16 protein-coding genes are annotated in these 17,322 nt (G+C 55.1%); 8 read left to right on the top strand and 8 right to left on the bottom strand.

What is annotated here, in order from left to right; all coding sequences use genetic code 11:
• Positions 1-8: 8 nt before the first annotated feature.
• A complete protein-coding gene (locus Q3H59_RS00730) occupies positions 9-977 on the bottom strand; it encodes a nuclear transport factor 2 family protein (protein ID WP_110868187.1) in 969 nt (322 codons plus the stop codon).
• A complete protein-coding gene (locus Q3H59_RS00725; RefSeq protein WP_101760652.1) occupies positions 977-2,044 on the bottom strand; it encodes a LacI family DNA-binding transcriptional regulator in 1,068 nt (355 codons plus the stop codon). Before Q3H59_RS00725 ends, Q3H59_RS00730 begins: the two co-directional genes overlap by 1 nt.
• Before the next feature lie 298 nt (positions 2,045-2,342).
• Between Q3H59_RS00725 and Q3H59_RS00720 the strand changes: the two genes are divergently transcribed.
• From Q3H59_RS00720 to Q3H59_RS00685, 8 genes are all read left to right on the top strand, one after another.
• Complete coding sequence (locus tag Q3H59_RS00720) at positions 2,343-3,578, top strand: MFS transporter (RefSeq protein ID WP_101760653.1); 1,236 nt, start codon at positions 2,343-2,345, stop codon at positions 3,576-3,578.
• Complete coding sequence (locus tag Q3H59_RS00715) at positions 3,575-4,876, top strand: amidase (RefSeq protein ID WP_309832622.1); 1,302 nt, start codon at positions 3,575-3,577, stop codon at positions 4,874-4,876. The genes Q3H59_RS00720 and Q3H59_RS00715 overlap by 4 nt, the downstream gene beginning before the upstream one ends.
• Positions 4,877-5,046: 170 nt before the next feature.
• The gene (hisD, locus tag Q3H59_RS00710; RefSeq protein ID WP_309832620.1) at positions 5,047-6,429 is read left to right on the top strand and encodes a histidinol dehydrogenase; all 1,383 of its coding nucleotides are present in this window, start codon (positions 5,047-5,049) and stop codon (positions 6,427-6,429) included.
• Positions 6,378-7,139, top strand: a complete 762-nt coding sequence (locus tag Q3H59_RS00705; RefSeq protein WP_280172213.1) for an SDR family NAD(P)-dependent oxidoreductase — start codon at positions 6,378-6,380, stop codon at positions 7,137-7,139. Before hisD ends, Q3H59_RS00705 begins: the two co-directional genes overlap by 52 nt.
• 10 nt (positions 7,140-7,149) lie before the next feature.
• Positions 7,150-8,331: an MFS transporter gene (locus Q3H59_RS00700; RefSeq protein WP_158238591.1), complete on the top strand. Its 1,182-nt coding sequence runs from the start codon at positions 7,150-7,152 to the stop codon at positions 8,329-8,331.
• A 2-nt stretch (positions 8,332-8,333) separates the two neighbouring features.
• Positions 8,334-9,050, top strand: a complete 717-nt coding sequence (locus tag Q3H59_RS00695; protein ID WP_192415324.1) for an alpha/beta fold hydrolase — start codon at positions 8,334-8,336, stop codon at positions 9,048-9,050.
• Positions 9,032-9,814, top strand: coding sequence for an aldolase/citrate lyase family protein (locus tag Q3H59_RS00690; RefSeq protein WP_309832615.1), 783 nt, complete (start codon positions 9,032-9,034; stop codon positions 9,812-9,814). Before Q3H59_RS00695 ends, Q3H59_RS00690 begins: the two co-directional genes overlap by 19 nt.
• A gap of 10 nt (positions 9,815-9,824) precedes the next feature.
• Complete coding sequence (locus Q3H59_RS00685; RefSeq protein ID WP_309832613.1) at positions 9,825-10,994, top strand: cupin; 1,170 nt, start codon at positions 9,825-9,827, stop codon at positions 10,992-10,994.
• 45 nt (positions 10,995-11,039) lie between these two features.
• Here Q3H59_RS00685 and Q3H59_RS00680 read toward each other — a convergent pair whose 3' ends face one another.
• From Q3H59_RS00680 to Q3H59_RS00655, 6 genes are all read right to left on the bottom strand, one after another.
• Positions 11,040-12,029, bottom strand: a complete 990-nt coding sequence (locus Q3H59_RS00680; RefSeq protein WP_101760661.1) for a sulfate ABC transporter substrate-binding protein — start codon at positions 12,027-12,029, stop codon at positions 11,040-11,042.
• Between the two features lie 146 nt (positions 12,030-12,175).
• Complete coding sequence (gene pfkA, locus Q3H59_RS00675; RefSeq protein ID WP_101760662.1) at positions 12,176-13,138, bottom strand: 6-phosphofructokinase; 963 nt, start codon at positions 13,136-13,138, stop codon at positions 12,176-12,178.
• Between the two features lie 209 nt (positions 13,139-13,347).
• Positions 13,348-14,250: a CDF family cation-efflux transporter FieF gene (fieF, locus tag Q3H59_RS00670; RefSeq protein WP_110868197.1), complete on the bottom strand. Its 903-nt coding sequence runs from the start codon at positions 14,248-14,250 to the stop codon at positions 13,348-13,350.
• 304 nt (positions 14,251-14,554) lie between these two features.
• Positions 14,555-15,820: a RelA/SpoT domain-containing protein gene (locus Q3H59_RS00665; RefSeq protein WP_309832609.1), complete on the bottom strand. Its 1,266-nt coding sequence runs from the start codon at positions 15,818-15,820 to the stop codon at positions 14,555-14,557.
• A gap of 14 nt (positions 15,821-15,834) precedes the next feature.
• Entirely contained in the window at positions 15,835-16,059 is a 225-nt protein-coding gene (locus tag Q3H59_RS00660; RefSeq protein ID WP_309836600.1) for an ogr/Delta-like zinc finger family protein, read from the bottom strand.
• 75 nt (positions 16,060-16,134) lie between these two features.
• Positions 16,135-17,247: a phage late control D family protein gene (locus Q3H59_RS00655; RefSeq protein WP_309832608.1), complete on the bottom strand. Its 1,113-nt coding sequence runs from the start codon at positions 17,245-17,247 to the stop codon at positions 16,135-16,137.
• Positions 17,248-17,322 lie beyond the last annotated feature (75 nt).

Below are 17,322 nucleotides of genomic sequence, written 5' to 3'. Positions count from 1 at the left end.
CTGATTAATCAGCTGAGTAGCTGTAACCAGATTGAGAGTTCATCGATACCTAAATATTCCCGCATGATGACGCCATCACGTAATTCCAAATGAGAAATACCGGAAATACACACTGGCTTGCGCGACGGCGGACCAAACTTTCCGTAGCCGTCATGCCAGCTCAACAGTGACCAGCGCAGGCTGATGCGCACCGGTTCGTTGGCATCGCGGCGCACCACCAAATGATGCAGCTGCGTTTCGCTGTCAGCGAATGAGGCGCGATAGCCGGAAAGGAAGCTGCCAATCTCCTGCTCGCCGGTAAAGCTGCTGTGGCCCGGTCCGTGCAAGGTGGCGGCAGGATGATAAACACCTGGCACCACGCCGCTGTTGCCGCCGGCCCACATGCTGAGATAGCGCTCAATCAAACCCGCGATGGTTCCTTCGGCATCATCGCCATCCGGGCCGCCAGCCCAACGCGCTTCCAGCTCTTCGGGCGCGGGCATCTCCAGCCCTTGTTGCTGGCGCATCTGCGTTAGATGCTGGGCAAACTCCGCCACGTTGGTACCAATCTGCGCAAGAATGCCCGCGCGATCCTGCAGCAGCCACTCTTGCTCCACCAGCCCATCACGACAAATACGATCGGCGAAAGTACGTACCCAAACCGTTTTGCCACTCGGCGCGCCAAAGAAGCCTTCGCCCAGATGCTGAATACGTGCCTGCGTGCGCTGCGAGGCGTACCAACAGGTATCGCCTTCACGCGCGGTGAGAATATCTTCGGTCAGCACCTGACGCTGCGGGAAGCAATGTAACGCTTCCAGCGTCAAACGCATGAAATCGCTGAGTTCGGTCAGGCGCTTTTCCGGCGTGTGAAATACCACCGGCGTGGCGTAGAAATCAGCCAGCTGCCCGATATCCTTCTGCTCCCATACCACGTGGGTTAACGTCAGAATAAACTGCTGAATAGAATCAAACTGGGGACTGAAACCCGGCAATCGCATTACTCAACCTCCTCTGAACGAAATAGCAGCTGGCCGTTCTCTTCTACAACGCCGTGACGCGGACGCCGCGCGGAGTGGCGTACTACCAACGTGCCGGGAATAACAATTTGCTCGGGTGCCATCACCGCGCTGTCGATTTGCTGCATTAGCAGGCCAATGGTGCGTTGCACCATCACTTCAACCGGCTGACAGATAGACGTCAGCGCATACGAAGGCCAGCCCGCTGGACCAACATCGTCATAACCCACCACCGACACATCCTGCGGAATGCGCAGACCAAACTCGTAACGCGCCACATCCATAACCGTCAGCGCCATATGATCGTTGACGGCAAACACCGCATCGGGCGGCGTGCCGCTGCTGAACAATTGACGCGCCGCCTGTGCGGTTTGCTCGCTGTCGTTTTGACCCGCTAACACCGTGACGTCGATGTTGCGCGCGCGCAATGCTTCGCGAAAACCGTCCAGCCGTAGCTGATTTACCGAAGCGTTGTCCGCGCCGGTAATGCAGGCAAAGCGTTGATGTTCGCCTGCCAACAGAAATTCGGCGATCTGACGTGCGGCGGCACGGTTATCGGTATTCACGCTTGACGCCATTTCGCTTTCGGCGGTGCGGTTGAACAGCACCACCGGAATGCCCGCGCCGTGGCACTCTTCGGATAAGGCATCGGATAACGCGCCGGATGCCAGCACAATGCCATCCACGCGGTACTGCATGATCTGATCGAAAATGCGGTCAACATTGCTATCCCGATCGCTGACGAACAGCAGCAGATGGTAGTTAAGCGCATCCAGTTCACGCCCCAACGCTTCCAGCACATGGGGATAAAACGGATTATCGAAACAGGAGATCACCACACCAACGATGCGCGAACGTGCGGTGTTCAGCGATCGCGCCAACGCGTTGGGTCGATAACCCAACTCACGGGCAGACTGCAGCACCTTTTCACGCGTGGCCGGTGAAATACTGGCGCCCGGCGTGAAGGTACGCGATACCGCAGACTGTGAAACGCCAGCGTGCTGCGCAACTTGTTGTGAGGTCACTGGACCGAAGGTCTTACGTTTCATGGCGTTATCTTCCTGTTTAGCACACTGATGCACGGGTGACTGCCGGGCATTGTAGCCAATTTCATCAACCGGACTCACCTGCTTCGGTGTGTGTTTTTTACTCTTACACCTTTTTTGCATGCGTATGCAACACTCAATAACTTTTTTTTCACATTGCCAAGCACGCACTTTACAAACATGAAATCATTTCGTAACTTCGGCCGTTGAATACGTATTCAATGCATGCAACATAACCGACCCGGACTCAGGATGAAACCCGCGTTTTTAGTCACTTATCTGTGTTGATAAGAGGTTTAACATGTTTCGAGCACTGTTTAGCCGTCCCGAGCTGTTGACGTTTTTCACCATGAGCGTGCTGTTTTTTATCTGCATTCACGGCTTCGATGCCTTCATGGCGCCTTACATGGTGAGATTAGGCATTGAACCGCAAACCATCGGCATGATCATGGGCGCCTCTGGTTTGGCGTCGCTGTGTATCCGTTTTCCGCTCAGCGTCATCTCTGACGTGATGAAAAATCGCAAAGTGTTTATGCAGTTCGCCCTGCTGCTGCCGGTGATTGCCTGGCCGCTGGCGTGGATGTTCCCCGCTGCGCTGACATTCTGGCTGGCCAAGCTGGCCTGCGGCATCGCTGCCGCGAGTTGGGTGCTCTACAACATCATTTTCATCCGCTATTTTCCTCGTGATGACGCGCCGGCTGCAGTGGCGCTGTTGGCATTGGCCGGGCCGATTGGCGTATTTATTAGCAATGCCATTTGCGGTGCCGTTGCCCTATGGCTGGGCAGTACGCAGGCGTTTTTTGTGCCAGCGATTGCCGGTTGCCTGGCGCTGCTTCTCAGCCTGCGCGTTCGTGAAGAGGAAGATAGCCACAAAGCGCCGCACCTCAAAGCCTGTATCGACAGCGCTAAACGCCAGCTAGCGGACCGCTCAATTTGGTTTATTGGGCTGCTGGCGACGGTGGTGATTTTGGTCCCGTTTGCCACTCGCGACACGCTCACGCCCATATACGCTCAGCAGTTAGGTGCCAAGGCGGGCACGCTGGCAGTGCTGAGTAATATCCACTTGTTGTTTTATGGTGTGGCCGTGGCATTGTGCAGTTCCGTGTTTTATCAGCGGCTGGGCTTGGTTAACACCGCGCTGGTGGGCATCGGATTACAAATCATCTCGTCAATTTTCGTCCCCTTGACCAGCAACATGTGGCTGATTTACCTGTGGCAAGGTCTGGCCGGTTTTTCCTTTGGCATGGCGTTTGCCGTGTTTATGTCCTTGAGCGTGGTTAACACTTCGGAACATGAACAAACCACCCGGATGGGTCTGTTTCAAACCATCTATTCGTGCGGCATGTTTTTCGGCCCGGTGTTGATGGGCGTGTTGTTGCAACACGTCAATGTCTACGCGGGTTATTGGGTGATTGGTGGCTTGTGTCTGATCGCTGGCGTGTTAACACCGCTAGCGGCAAAACGGGTGCAGCAGCGTCAGTTGCCGCCAGCGGCACGTGAAGCGAGCGGCATGCTGTCGCAGGATGCGGTGAAATGAGTGCCGCGCGCCTGCAACCGCAGCGCAACAGTGCGGAAGAGGTTGAACGCCGCTTAGCCGCTATCAACGCAGGCCGCGCGCTCAACGCGATTATCAGTATTAATCCCCAGGTGATGAAAGAGGCACAGCGCTGCGATCGCTTATGGCGTAGCGGCGCGCCGGTTGGCGTGCTGCACGGCATTCCGCTGGTGATAAAAGATAATATTGATTGCATCGGCATGGCTACCACGCTCGGCTGCCGGGCGCTGGCCGAAGCACAGCCACGTGAAGATGCGCGCGTAATTGCACGCCTGAGAACTGCGGGTGCGCTGATTCTCGCCAAAGCGAATCTGTCTGAGTTCGCCTTTGACGTACGTTCGCGCAGTTCGCTCGGCGGCGATGTGCGCAATCCCCTGAATCCACAGCTGACCGCCGGTGGCTCAAGCGGCGGCAGCGCAGCGGCGGTGGTGGCCGGTATGGCGGATGCGGCACTCGGCAGCGATACTGGCGGATCGATCCGCATTCCCGCGGCATGGACCGGTCTGGTGGGACTGCGTCCGGCATTTCGCCGCCGCCAGCTGCGCGGCGTCGCGCCGCTTTCGCTCAGCAAAGACACCGTTGGGCCGATGACATGGTGCGTGGCTGATGCGGCGCTGCTGCATCAGGTAACGCATGGGCTGCCGGTGCGCCCGCTAGCGCAGCGAACCTTGCGGGGTGTGCGGCTGGGCATGGTTAGCGATCTGCCAGGCGATGATGACGCGCAACGTCAGGCATTAGCACAGGCTTTCTCTCGTCTGCGGCGGGCGGGCGCCACACTAATTCCGCTGCGGTTACCGCTATCATCGCGCGTGGCGCAGGAACCTTGTCTCAGCCTGCGCGAATTCCATCCGGCGATGTCCCGCTGGCTAAGCAAAATGGACCATGCGCCTGCTTCGCTTTCGGATCTGCTGGCACGAGGCGAACATCTCGCCGAGTTCGATGAACTGCTGCAATTACACCTCACGCGCAGCGCGCTGGTGTGTGCCGCATGGCGCGAGCAACGCCGTTTTCAACGCCATTTGCGTCAGCAACTGCAACAGCAGATGCAGGATCAGCGGCTGGATGCGCTGATTTATCCCACCAGCCAGCGCACTCCGATTTCACTGGAGAAGATGCCGCCGGGCTGGGCGCCGGAGCTGGCGGCCATCAGCGGCTTACCCGCCGTAACGTTGCCGTTTGGTCAACTGGCTAACGGTTTGCCGCTGGGGCTTGAACTGCTCTATCCAGCGCCTGATGAAGAAGCATTGCTGGCGCTCGCTTTGGCGATAGAGCGACTGTAAAACCAGAAAATTCATCATGTTAATCCCCGTTCTGCGGGGCTTTCTGCTGCCTGCAATTTGAAAAAACTGCGCACATTCTCACTTTTCATCTTTTCCCCTTTCAGCCTCTTTACGCTCTTTGCATACGTATGCAAACCTGATTAACAGCAATCAATGATGAGGAAAAGAGCATGGCAATCTGGTTAAAACAGGCGGCAGCGAAAGCAGAACGCCAACAGCAGCAACAGCGCGTACGCAGCGATGTGGAAGCAGTGCTGGCGCAAATTGGAGCGCGCGGCGATGACGCGGTGCGCGAACTCTCGATTAAGTTCGATGGCTTTGCCCGCGATGATTTCCGCTTAACGCCGCAGGAGATTAATGCCTGCCTGCAACAGCTGACCAAACAAGATATTCGCGACATCGAATTCGCTCAGGAGCAGGTGCATAACTTCGCTCAGGCGCAAAAAAATTGCCTGACCGATTTGGCGATTGAAACGCGTCCGGGCGTGATACTTGGCCATCGCAACATTCCCATCAGCAATGTCGGCTGTTACGTGCCGGGCGGTAAATACCCGCTGCTGGCTTCGGCGCATATGTCGATCATTACCGCCAAAGTCGCAGGCTGCGATCGCATCGTGAGCTGCGCCCCGCCGTTTCACGGTAAACCGGCTGCAGCCATTGTTGCGGCGCAGTCGATGGCCGGCGCCGACGAGATCTATGCGCTCGGCGGCATTCAGGCGGTGGGCGCCATGGCGATTGGTACTGAGCGGATTGCGCCGGTCGATATGTTAGTCGGGCCGGGCAACGCGTGGGTGGCCGAAGCCAAACGCCAGCTATTTGGCCGCGTTGGCATCGACCTGTTCGCTGGCCCGACCGAAACGCTAGTGATCGCCGATGACAGCGTTGACGGTGAACTCTGCGCAACCGATCTGCTCGGCCAGGCGGAACATGGCCCCACCTCACCCGCGATTCTGCTGACCTGCTCGCGCCAGCTGGCGCAGGAGACCGAGCGCTATATTCACCAGCTGTTGCTGCAACTGCCTACCGCCGATGTGGCGCAACAAGCCTGGCACGACTATGGCGAAATCATTCTCTGTGCCGATCACGACGAGATGCTGGCAGAAGCCAACCGCATCGCTTCTGAACACGTGCAGGTGATGACCGATCGCGATGACTGGTATCACCAGAACATGCGCAATTACGGCGCGCTGTTTCTCGGGCCGCGTACCAATGTGGCTTATGGCGACAAGGTGATCGGCACCAACCATACGCTGCCCACGCTGGGTGCATCGCGTTATACCGGCGGCTTGTGGGTGGGCAAATTTATGAAAACCTGCACCTGGCAGCGCGTCACCAGCGATGCGGCTTCGGCAGAAATCGGCGCTTACTGCTCGCGCCTGGCGCTGCTGGAGGGCTTTGCCGGTCATGCCGAACAGGCCAACATCCGCGTGCGCCGCTACGGCCAGCAGGAAGTGGCCTACGCCGCACCCCGCGCCGGTTACGGTGAAATAAGGAGGCGCGCATGGTTCCGACTACCCCTTTATTTCGCCTGGATGGACAGCGCGCGCTGGTGACCGGCGGCTCGCGCGGTATCGGTTTTGCCGCCGCTATCGCGCTGGCCGACGCCGGAGCGCAGGTGTGGATTGCCGCGCGCGACGCCGATCGCCTGGCGCACGCCTTGCAGCAGGCGGCGAGCGCCGGCCTGACATTGCATCCGCTGCCGCTCGACGTCTGCAACACGCACGCGGTGCGCCAGACACTGCACGATTTGCCGAGCTTTCATGTGCTGGTCAACAGCGCCGGGCTGGCGCGCCATCAGCCGTTTAGCGAGGTCAGCGAAGCCAACTTTGATGCGGTGATGGACGTCAACCTGCGCGCCACGTTTTTCCTGTCGCAGCAGGTCGCAGCCGGTATGCAGGCCGCCAGACACGGCGGCAGCATTATCCATCTCTCTTCGCAGATGGCGCACGTCGGCGGCCCGCAGCGCAGCGTCTACTGCGCATCAAAAGCGGCGCTGGAAGGGCTGACGCGTGCCATGGCGCTGGAGCTGGGACGCGACGGCATTCGCATCAACACCTTGTGCCCCACCTTTATCGAAACCGAACTGTCGCAGGCCTCGCTGGCGGATGAAGCGTTTCGCCAGCAGACGCTGCGCCGCATTCAGATTGGTCGTCTTGGCACGCTGGAAGATGTGATGGGGCCGGTGGTGTTTCTGGCATCACCGGCCGCAGCGTTGATCACCGGCAGCGCGCTGAAGGTGGATGGCGGCTGGACGGCTTATTGAGGAACTCATTATGAAAGCGTTATTGCGTCGTGATGTGCTGCTGTTTTTCATTATTAGCTTGCTGTTTTTTATCAGCATTCACGCCTTTGATCCGTTTCTCGCCCCCTACATCATGTCGCTGAATGTCGAGGCGCGCGTGATGGGAATCATCATCGGCGCGACCGGATTGGCCTCGATGCTGTTGCGTTTTCCGACCGGCATTCTGTCGGACCGCTTTCGCCGCCGCAAACGCATTATCCAGATTGGCTTGTTGTTTACGCTTATCGCCTGGCCGGTGGTTTACCTTTGGCCGACACCGGAAACACTGTTTATCGCCAAGCTCGCCGATGGCGTCACCAGCGCGACGTGGGTGGTGTATAACGTGATGTTCGTGGCTTACTTCCCGCCGCTGGAAGCCGCCGCCGCGATCGCCATGCTGAGCGTCACCTCGCCGGTAGGCACTTTTATCGGGATTTCGGTGGCGGGATTTATTGCCCGTCATTTCGGTGCCGAATCGAGCTTTTTGGTGGCGTCCGCTGCCGCGCTGCTGGCTTTTTTGCTAACGTTCTTTATCCGTGAAAAACGCCCGGAAGCGATGCCCACGGCGCAACGTCTCTCTGCGGTTCGCACTCAGCTGCGTGATCCTTCGGTGTGGTATCTCGGCGGACTCTGTGCACTGGTGATGATGGTGCCATTTGCCACGCGCGACACGCTGACGCCGCTACTGGCAGAAGGCTTTGGCATGGCGGCCGCTTCGCTGGCGACGCTAAGCGGCATCCATCTGTTCTTCTATGCGCTGGCCACCGCGCTGTGCGCGCCCTTCTTCTATCGCCTGCTGGGCTTACGCAACACGGCAATTATCGGCGGCGTGCTGCAAGGGGCCGTAGCGATAGCCATGCCTTACGCGCCCAATATCTGGCTGCTGTATGGCTTGCAGGCGCTGGCGGGCTGTGCCTTCGGCATGATCTCCACCGTGCTGAATTCGCTGATCGTCACCCGCACGCCTGCCTGGCAGCAATCCACTCGCGTTGGGCTATATCAAAGCATCTACTCCGCTGGGATTTTCTTTGGCCCGGTGCTGGTCGGCTACATCAAATACTACTTCGCGATGCAGCAGGGCTTTATGGTGATTGGCATTATTTCATTGCTGTCGCTGCTGCTGGTGCGCCATGTGATGCGGATGGTGAATGCCCGTCCTGTGGCGGAGGGCTAATCATGTCACTGCCTTTGGTGTTACTGGGCGGTACCTTGTGCGACGGCGCGTTGTGGCAACCGCTTTGCCGCCATCTACCGCAGCAGCCGATGATCATTCCCGAGATGAGCGGTGCTGACAGCGCCGAACAGCTCGCGGCGCAACTGCTGACTGACTTGCCGGCGCGCTTTTTACTGGTGGGATTCTCGCTGGGTGCGCTGGTGGCACTGGAGATGCAGGCGCAAGCCGCGCAACGCATCGCGGGCCTCGCGCTGCTGGCGGTGAATCCGTTGGCGGATGCGCCGGTCAACGCTGCGGGACGTATTGCCTTGCTTGATCGAGCTGCGAAAAACGGTATGCGATCGGTGATTGAGCAACTCTGGCCGCGCTATGTGCATGCATCGCGGCTGGCGGATCGCGAGCTGCTTGGCGCGCTGGTGACGATGGCAGAACGCAGCAGCGTTGAGCGCTTTCGTCAACAGACCGCCATCGCCATACAACGTCGCGATTTACGGCATACCTTACCGGCGCTGCAGGCACCGCTGTTGATCCTCAACGGCGACAGCGACGCCATCTGCACCCCCGAACACCATCACCTGCTTGTCAAAGCGGCTCCCGCCGCACGCCACATCACGCTTGAACAGTGCGGACACTTTCTGCTGCTGGAGCAGCCGCAAGCCTGTGCCCGCGCGCTGCAAACCTGGATTAAGAGGAGTGAATTATGCGTATCAACCCTTTAAAACAACGCCGCGGACCGATTATTAACGGCTGGCTGGCGATCCCCAGCAGCTACAGCGCCGAGATTGCCGGACATCAGGGCTTTGATGCCGTCACCGTTGACCTGCAACATGGCCTGATCGATTTCGCCGCCGCACTCAGCATGTTGCAGGCGCTATCCTCCACACCCGCGACGCCGCTGGTGCGCGTCTCGCACAACGAGCCGGCGCAGATTATGCGCATGCTGGATGCCGGCGCCTACGGCATTATCTGCCCGATGATCAACGATGCCGCCGAAGCGCAGCAGTTTGTCGATGCCTGCCGCTATGCGCCGCAAGGTTCGCGCTCGTTTGGTCCAGCGCGTGCGCTGCTGTATGGCGGCAAAGATTATCCGCAGCATGCTAACCAGCAAATTCTGACGCTGGCGATGATTGAAACACGCGCAGGGTTGGCCAATCTTGATGCCATTCTCGAGGTCGAGGGATTGGACGGCGTCTTTATCGGCCCCAACGATCTGTCCCTTACGCTCACCGGCCAGGCCAGCGCCGAATCGCAGCATCCTGAGATGTTAAATGCCATTGAACGGGTGCTGAGCCGCACCCGCGCCCGCCACAAACTGGCCGGGATTTTTTGTACCAGCGGAGAAGCCGCCGCACAGCGCATCGCACAGGGCTTTCAGTTGGTGACCCCCGCCAATGATGTGATGCAGCTAACGCATACCGCACGCCACGCTGTCGCCACCGCGCGCGGTGAGGCGTTGCCTGTTCGTTCTGGTTCGGGTTATTGAGGAGAAGAAGATGAAACAGCAAACGTTGTCCGCTACAGCAGCACGTGCGCGCCTGATCGCGCCGCAAGATATGGTGTCGTGCAATCTGGCGTTTATCGACTGCAAACTGCCGGGTTCGCATCTCAAGCAGAATTACTCGTTTATCGGGCCGGGCGTGACGCAGTCGTCTGAGCAGGTGATCAATATTCCTGAAGCGCACGGTTTTAATATTGGCGCGGCGGCGATGCCAAAAGGCGTGACCAATAATCTGCATCTGCATTTCACTGCCGAAGTCTTCCTGATCCATGAAGGCCGCTGGCGTTTCCGCTGGGGAAATAAAGGCGAAGAGTCGCTGGAGCTCGACGCTCCGGCGATTGTCAGCCTGCCAACATGGATTTTCCGTGGCTTCACCAATGTGTCGGCTACCGATACCGATGGCTGGGTATTTACCGTGCTGGGCGGCGATAACACCGGCGGCATTATCTGGCATCCCGATGTGATGTCGGCGGCGGCGGAGTATGGACTCTATCTCAGCCCCAATAACATGCTGATCGATACCTCAACCGGCGCGGCGATCCCGCCGGTTGCAGAGCGTATGCCGCCGCTGCCCGAGGCGGAGATGGCGCAGTTACAGCATTTTACGCCCGAGCAGATGGCGCAGTTTGCCGTCACCGGTGAGCAGCGCGCCTGGAGCGAACACGCGCTGCTGGATGCCATGTTGCCAGGTCACGGTGCGCGTATGGCGCCCGTCATCGGCTATGGCATCAATCAGGATCGTCAGGTCGCTCCGCCCATCAACACGCCACACGGCTTCTCGGTAGAGTGGCTGGCTTTGCCAAAAGCGGGTGAAATGGGTACGCATCGCTGCGCACAGGTGCAAGTAATCATGGTGTTTAAAGGCACGCTTACTGTGACCTTCAATCGTGATGGTGAAGAAGTGACGATGACAGCGCCGGAGCGTTCGGTGATTTCCGTGCCGGCAGGCAGCTGGCGTCGCTATCAGGCACCCGATCATGCGTGTGAAGTGGTGATTACCACTGCGGGTGACGGACGGAAAAAACTGGAATGGGATAAAGCGATTGTCGATGCCGCTGCGGCTTTAGGTTGGGGGCTGGATCCAGATGGCTATCTGGTACGTCAGGCATTGTTGCCGCTGGTGGCGCAGCGTGCCGGTCGGCGGTTAGCGACGCAAGAGGCGTAATCGTATGTAAAAAGGTCGCCATAAATGGCGACCTGACAATGTACGTTATGGCTTCATCACCTGGTCGTAGCTGCCGCCATCGGCGAAGTGGGTTTTCTGGGCTTGCGTCCAGCCACCAAACTTGTTGTCGATAGTGAACAGTTTTACCGGGGCGAATTTATTGGCAAATTTCTCCGCAACGGCTTTATCACGTGGACGATAGAAATTCTCCGCCGCGATAGTCTGACCTTCCGGCGAGTAGAGATACTTGAGGTAATCTTCGGCTACTTTGCGGGTGCCCTGCTCGTCGACCACTTTATCCACTACCGAAACCGTTGGCTCCGCCAGAATCGATTCGCTTGGGGTGACGATCTCAAACTTGTCTTTACCCAGCTTATTTACCGCCAGATAGGCTTCGTTTTCCCACGCTATCAGCACATCGCCAATGCCGCGTTCCACGAAGGTGTTAGTGGCACCACGTGCGCCGGAATCCTGCACTTCTACGTTCTTAAACAGCGATTTCACGTAAGCCAGCGCTTTGGCTTGATCGCCGTTGTTTTGATCCAGCGCCCAGCCCCATGCAGCCAGATAATTCCAGCGCGCGCCGCCTGACGTTTTCGGGTTTGGCGTGATGACGGAAACGCCCGGTTTGATCAGATCTGGCCAATCATGAATGCCTTTCGGGTTGCCTTTGCGCACCAGGAACACGATGGTTGAGGTGTAGGGTGCGGAGTTGTCCGGCAGGCGTTTAATCCAGTCTTTATTGATACGACCACGGTCAGCAATAGCATCGACATCAGATTGCAGCGCCAGCGTAACCACATCAGCTCGGATGCCATTGATCACTGAGGTTGCTTGTTTACCTGAACCGCCGTGCGACTGGCGAATCACCACGTTGTCGCCGGTTTCCTGCTTGTAATGCGCGCTAAACGCTTTGTTGTACTGCTCGTACAGCTCACGGGTTGGATCGTAAGAGACGTTTAACAGCTGAATATCCTTTGCCAGAACACTGGTTGAAGCCAGTAACAGGGTGACACCAATACTCCACTTATTCATTGCTTGCTCTCCCGAGGTCGTTATAGAACAAGACTGACACAAACTTATCCACGGATTAAAGAATTAAAAATAAGCTGTTATAACCGCACGGAATATGAGCAGGCATAAAAAAGGCGCGAATCGCGTCGCGCCTTGGTGCTGAATAATCAGTAGAGTTTTTTCGCGGTATCCAGCCAGTCGCGTTTGAATGGACGCTTCATATTTTCAATCGCATCGATGATGTCGTGATGCACCATCTTCTCGTTCTGAATACCGACGCAGCGGCCGCCGTAGCCTTGTAGTAGCAGCTCGATGGAGTAGGAACCCATGCGCGAGGCCAGAATGCGGTCATAGGCACAAGGTGCGCCGCCACGCTGAATGTGACCGAGAACGGTAGCGCGGGTTTCGCGTTTAGTTTCAGCTTCGATGAAGTGCGCCAGATCGTCGATATCGCAGATGTGCTCGGTGATCGCCACGATGGCGTGCTTTTTACCTTTGGCAATGCCGGCTTTGATTTCAGCAACCAGCTCTTCACGGGTATACGGGATTTCAGGCAGCACGATGAACTCGCAACCACCGGCAATCGCTGCCGCCAGGGTTAAATCGCCGCAGTAACGGCCCATCACTTCCACGATGGAGATACGCTGGTGGGAAGATGAGGTGTCACGCAGGCGGTCAATCGCTTCAACCACGGTTTCCAGCGCAGTGAAATAACCGATGGTGTAATCAGTACCTGCTACGTCGTTATCAATGGTGCCAGGCAGGCCGATGCACGGGAAGCCCATTTCGGTCAGGCGCTTAGCACCCATGTAGGAACCATCACCGCCGATAACCACCAGCGCATCAATACCACGCTTTTTCATGTTATCAATCGCGGTCTGGCGCACTTCATCGTTGCGGAATTCTGGGAAGCGGGCGGAACCGAGGAAGGTGCCGCCGCGGTTGATCATGTCTGACACGCTGTAGCGGTCAAGGTTGATCATGCGATCTTCGTACAATCCCAGATAGCCGTCGTAAATACCAAAAACTTCCAGTCCTTCACTCAGCGCGGAACGTACAACTCCGCGAATGGCTGCGTTCATGCCTGGGGCGTCGCCGCCGCTGGTCAGTACTCCGATTTTTTTGATCATGACAACCTCTGGATTGTTCAAAAACTAAGGATTATTCCTGCCATGTGTCCGGCGTGGACCAGCTCGCGATCGCATGGCTTAATAGTTGCAAAATAGTATATCAAACGCTTGATGCTGAATTGATTCAGGTCAGACAAGTTTTCGCTAATTTTTTACAGAGTTGTTAGCGTTACGTCACTTTTTTTGTGTAATTGCATGATTTTAAGTCGCTAACCTTGAAAAAATCCATGTTGATTGCTCGGCACAACAGAACAGGGATCTTGATGAATGATGACGTCTGAGCCGGGAAACCTCTTGAGTAACGCCTGCTCAATTTGATCGGCCACCTGATGGGCCTGCACCAGCGGCAGCTGATCTTCCATCTCCAGATGCAGCTGGATAAAACGCGTGGGGCCCGATTGTCGCGTGCGTAATGCATGCGCGCCGCGTACGCCCGGCCAGTTGGTCACCACGTTGATAATCTCCTGCGTTTCATGCTCGGGCAAAACACGATCCAACAGCGCCTGTACCGCGTCATAACCCATCCGCAACGCGTTATAGAGAATGTAAACGCCGATGCCGAGCGCGAACAACGCATCCGCCCGTACAAAACCATAGCTGCTCAAACCGAGGGCGACCAATATTGCGCCGTTCATCACCACGTCAGATTGATAGTGCAGCATGTCTGCGCGAATCGCCTGGCTGCGCGTGCGTCGCACCACCCAGCGCTGGAAGGCAACCAACGTCAGGGTTGAAAACAGCGCAATCACCGTCACCACAATGCCCACCAGCGGCGCATGTAAGGTTTCGGGCGAGGCCAGATGCTGAATGCCGGTGAGAAACAGAAACAGCGCCGAGCCGGAGATAAACATGCTTTGCGCCAGCGCGGCCAGAGATTCGGCTTTACCGTGGCCGAAGGTGTGATCGTCATCGGCCGGCTGCAGTGAATAGCGCACCACCAGCAAATTGGTGAGTGAAGCGGCGATATCCACCAATGAATCCACTAACGCCGCCAACATACTGACTGAACCGGTATGCCACCAGGCGAAAATTTTCACGATTAACAGCAACGTCGCCAACGTAGTCGCCGCCAGCGCCGCCCGATTCACTAACTTTGCATAGGAAGAATCCATGCTATGCCTCGCCGGGTCGCACGCTTCATAGGTGCGGCCTTTAGGTCTCAAGATGGCTAAAGTTTATCATCGGCATAAGTGTGCTGCGTGATTGAATTTTAAGGCAATGATGTTAGAGAGAAATGACAGGCAAAAAAAACCCCCGCATCATGCGGGGGAAGACAGGGATGGTGTCCATTTAAAAGATTTAACCAAATGAATTTTAAGGATAAAATTCTTAACACGTCCACAAATTGACCACATCAAATATTGCTCCCTTCCCATAGTAATCAAGGCAGGGAGCAATCCGCTTTATAGACAAAGTTTATTTATTAATCATTTGTTCGAGTTCAGTCTTCATTTCTTCAATAATTCGCATGGTGACGATGATTTCACCTAGAGGTACTGATTTAGCGTGAGCTATCCTGTTACGCACATCTCTCACTCTCGAGTAATCTGCAAGTAAAGGAGGCGGTAAAACCTCTGTTAGCCTAAAGACACCATTTTTGGGATCTTTCCCTTTATCTCTAGCTAAATTAGTGATTAATTCATATAGCTCAGCATACATCTTAAAGAAATTGTCTCTATAATAACCTTCTTGAATGCTTGAGGTTACATTCTTATATCTCTTTCCATCACTTACATTATCACTAATCTTATTCAGATTCGGGAATAAACTTGGATTTTCATCTAAAACATAGCTAATTATTTTTTCAGCAAAAGGCACATCAGAAGATGATTCGCCCTTTACTTTCTCAATTATCTTTCTCAATTTCTCAGGAGTATTATTATTAGATGTTTTCAAAATATCAAGCAATACATTTACACGGCCTATATTAGATAGATTATGGGATGATGCCTCATCTCCTCTTGAGAGATCCCCATGAATATCAATTATTGAAGCAGCTAGTTCATATTGGTTACTATAAGGTTTATTACCTTTTGATGAGCGCATTACTCCTGCATGCTTAAGCCTCTCAAGAGCGATCTCCCCTGAGAGAACTAAACCATTAATCTCATCTAAAATGGCATACTCTTCATCAGAAAGGTCACCACTTAACGGCTTATATACAAGATCATGCTCAACTTCAGACCAAGCATGCATTAATACAGATGCGACTTGTATTTCTATAGGAGCATCATGATAAATAGTTTTCTGACCATCGTTGTTTTTCAGCGTTACTCGATAATGGGTGGCAACATAACCTGGAAATCTATTAATTCGGTTTCCAGTTTTCCTTATTGCTCCTTCTTTAGGAAATTTCTTTTCCTCCTCAATTAAGCAGAATGCCTCTTTTATAATTCTATCAACTTCAAAATTTGAGTCAGGGAAATACAATGCAATTCTAAGGCCTGCCAAATCAGCAATATCATTATAAATATCAATTTCATCTTTATAATTTTTTGATACGTTTCTTTGATTAAGTTTATCTCGGAGCCTAGTAGGCGACTTAGCTCTAGACGTTACAATAGCCCTTATCCCCGCATCACTAAGTAAGTCATCCAACAAGCTCTCAGCCTTACGGCAAACCTTATCGTAAAAATCATATTCTCTTTCATATCGTTGGATAAATGACTCAACAATGCTCACTTAAACCTCCTCAATTAAAGCAGCGTAAGCTGCTGTTCTCCGTAATTCGATTTTGGAAAAGCTCCTGCCGGGATAATGTGTGCCTTGGCGGAAGGCGTAACATTATTCAGGTAATTTTCAACGGTCTCCAGAGTAGTGAATGACTGCCCGCACAGCATGTTCGTGCACTGGTGATAGCTGCGACGTGTTTCTTTGCTGAGCATCAGGCTGGTACGGGTTCTTGCGGCGGCGTTACACATTGGGCAGGTGAACATAAGACCTCACCACTTCTGATTAAACTCGCTGCATAGTTTAAGAGATGTCTGATTTATAATCTATTCCGAATTATCACCAACTTCTTCCGCATCCCAATCCGTAATTCTGACTTCCAGCTCCAGCCCGGTTATAAAGCCATTTTCATCAATCGTGTTATTCACCTGCTTTATCACCCAATCTGCCGCGTCAATTGTGGGCTTGAAGCCTGACACGTTCGCGTGCAGTTCGGGAAACAGATCTGCCCTGCCGCGAGCCAGAGTGATATTAAACTCTGCCGCACCACGCTGAAGCTGATTCCATTTAGCCGCAGCGGCGCGACGGGCAGCGCGTTCGGTCTTAAACGTCTGGCGCATTACAAATACGTTCCCTTCAGCGCCTTCAACGTAATCACCCTCCTTTTTGCTTGATGCGGGCTCAACGTTTATCTTTTTCTCTTTCCGCCGGCGTTTGACCGTGGTGGGCTTTTTTTTACCAAAATTAAGATCCATCCAGTAGGCCTGAACGCCGGTGTAGGCATCACGGTCAGCCACCCTGAAGGAATGGCTGTCACCACTTTCGCGTGTAATGGTCACAGCCGGCAGCACCCGACCGCTCGCTGATACACCCTTACCCGGCACAATAAAGAGCAGTGAACCGTTTTTCACTGTGGCAACAGCGCCCAGCATCTGCGCCATACGCGTGAGAAAACTGATATCTGACTCGCTGGTCTGGTCAGCATGATCGATGCCGATATCCTTAAGAGAGACACTCACCGCCGGTTTCAGCTTGTAGCGTCCGGCTATCGCGGACACCACGTCCCCCACTGTCACGTTGTGCCAGCTGTATTCTCGCTTGACGTTGAAATCATCCCTGAAATCCGCGCTGCTTGCCGTCACGATGAGCCGGTCCGGCGGCCCCTGATGAGATACCTCATCAACGACAAACATCCCTTTGCTTACCAGCGCTTCTCCCTGCCATCCGATGGCGACATTGACCTTCGCCCCGCGCGCCGGCATTGAGACCAGCCCGTCTGAATCATCAATAGTCAGCTCAAGGCGATCAGCCTCAAAGCCGCGGTTATCGGTATGAGTCAGTGACATGAGGCGCGCATCCAGATTTGCCGATACCGTGCCGTCAATCGTCAGCCTGAAAGCCGGGCGCGGTGTTAAGTCGTTATCAAGAATGTTCAGCATAGTTTCCCCCTGTCGCATCCTCCCGCGTGCGCGAGAGTTACGCCAGCCACAGGTGGTTGTAAGCCGCTTCTGACA

This window comes from Pantoea sp. SORGH_AS_0659, assembly GCF_031453915.1.
Lineage (GTDB): Bacteria > Pseudomonadota > Gammaproteobacteria > Enterobacterales > Enterobacteriaceae > Pantoea > Pantoea leporis.
The sequence above is the reverse complement of the archived record's forward strand: the minus strand, read 5'-3'. Positions and strand labels throughout refer to the sequence as shown.

Coding starts and splice junctions, on each gene's coding strand:
- Q3H59_RS00685 (WP_309832613.1), top strand. CDS start 9,825: ATGAAACAGCAAACGTTGTCCGCTACAGCAGCACGTGCGCGCCTGATC.
- Q3H59_RS00725 (WP_101760652.1), bottom strand. CDS start 2,044: ATGAAACGTAAGACCTTCGGTCCAGTGACCTCACAACAAGTTGCGCAG.
- pfkA (WP_101760662.1), bottom strand. CDS start 13,138: ATGATCAAAAAAATCGGAGTACTGACCAGCGGCGGCGACGCCCCAGGC.
- hisD (WP_309832620.1), top strand. CDS start 5,047: ATGGCAATCTGGTTAAAACAGGCGGCAGCGAAAGCAGAACGCCAACAG.
- Q3H59_RS00720 (WP_101760653.1), top strand. CDS start 2,343: ATGTTTCGAGCACTGTTTAGCCGTCCCGAGCTGTTGACGTTTTTCACC.
- Q3H59_RS00680 (WP_101760661.1), bottom strand. CDS start 12,029: ATGAATAAGTGGAGTATTGGTGTCACCCTGTTACTGGCTTCAACCAGT.
- Q3H59_RS00655 (WP_309832608.1), bottom strand. CDS start 17,247: ATGCTGAACATTCTTGATAACGACTTAACACCGCGCCCGGCTTTCAGG.
- Q3H59_RS00730 (WP_110868187.1), bottom strand. CDS start 977: ATGCGATTGCCGGGTTTCAGTCCCCAGTTTGATTCTATTCAGCAGTTT.
- Q3H59_RS00695 (WP_192415324.1), top strand. CDS start 8,334: ATGTCACTGCCTTTGGTGTTACTGGGCGGTACCTTGTGCGACGGCGCG.
- Q3H59_RS00700 (WP_158238591.1), top strand. CDS start 7,150: ATGAAAGCGTTATTGCGTCGTGATGTGCTGCTGTTTTTCATTATTAGC.
- Q3H59_RS00705 (WP_280172213.1), top strand. CDS start 6,378: ATGGTTCCGACTACCCCTTTATTTCGCCTGGATGGACAGCGCGCGCTG.
- Q3H59_RS00715 (WP_309832622.1), top strand. CDS start 3,575: ATGAGTGCCGCGCGCCTGCAACCGCAGCGCAACAGTGCGGAAGAGGTT.
- Q3H59_RS00690 (WP_309832615.1), top strand. CDS start 9,032: ATGCGTATCAACCCTTTAAAACAACGCCGCGGACCGATTATTAACGGC.
- fieF (WP_110868197.1), bottom strand. CDS start 14,250: ATGGATTCTTCCTATGCAAAGTTAGTGAATCGGGCGGCGCTGGCGGCG.
- Q3H59_RS00660 (WP_309836600.1), bottom strand. CDS start 16,059: ATGTGTAACGCCGCCGCAAGAACCCGTACCAGCCTGATGCTCAGCAAA.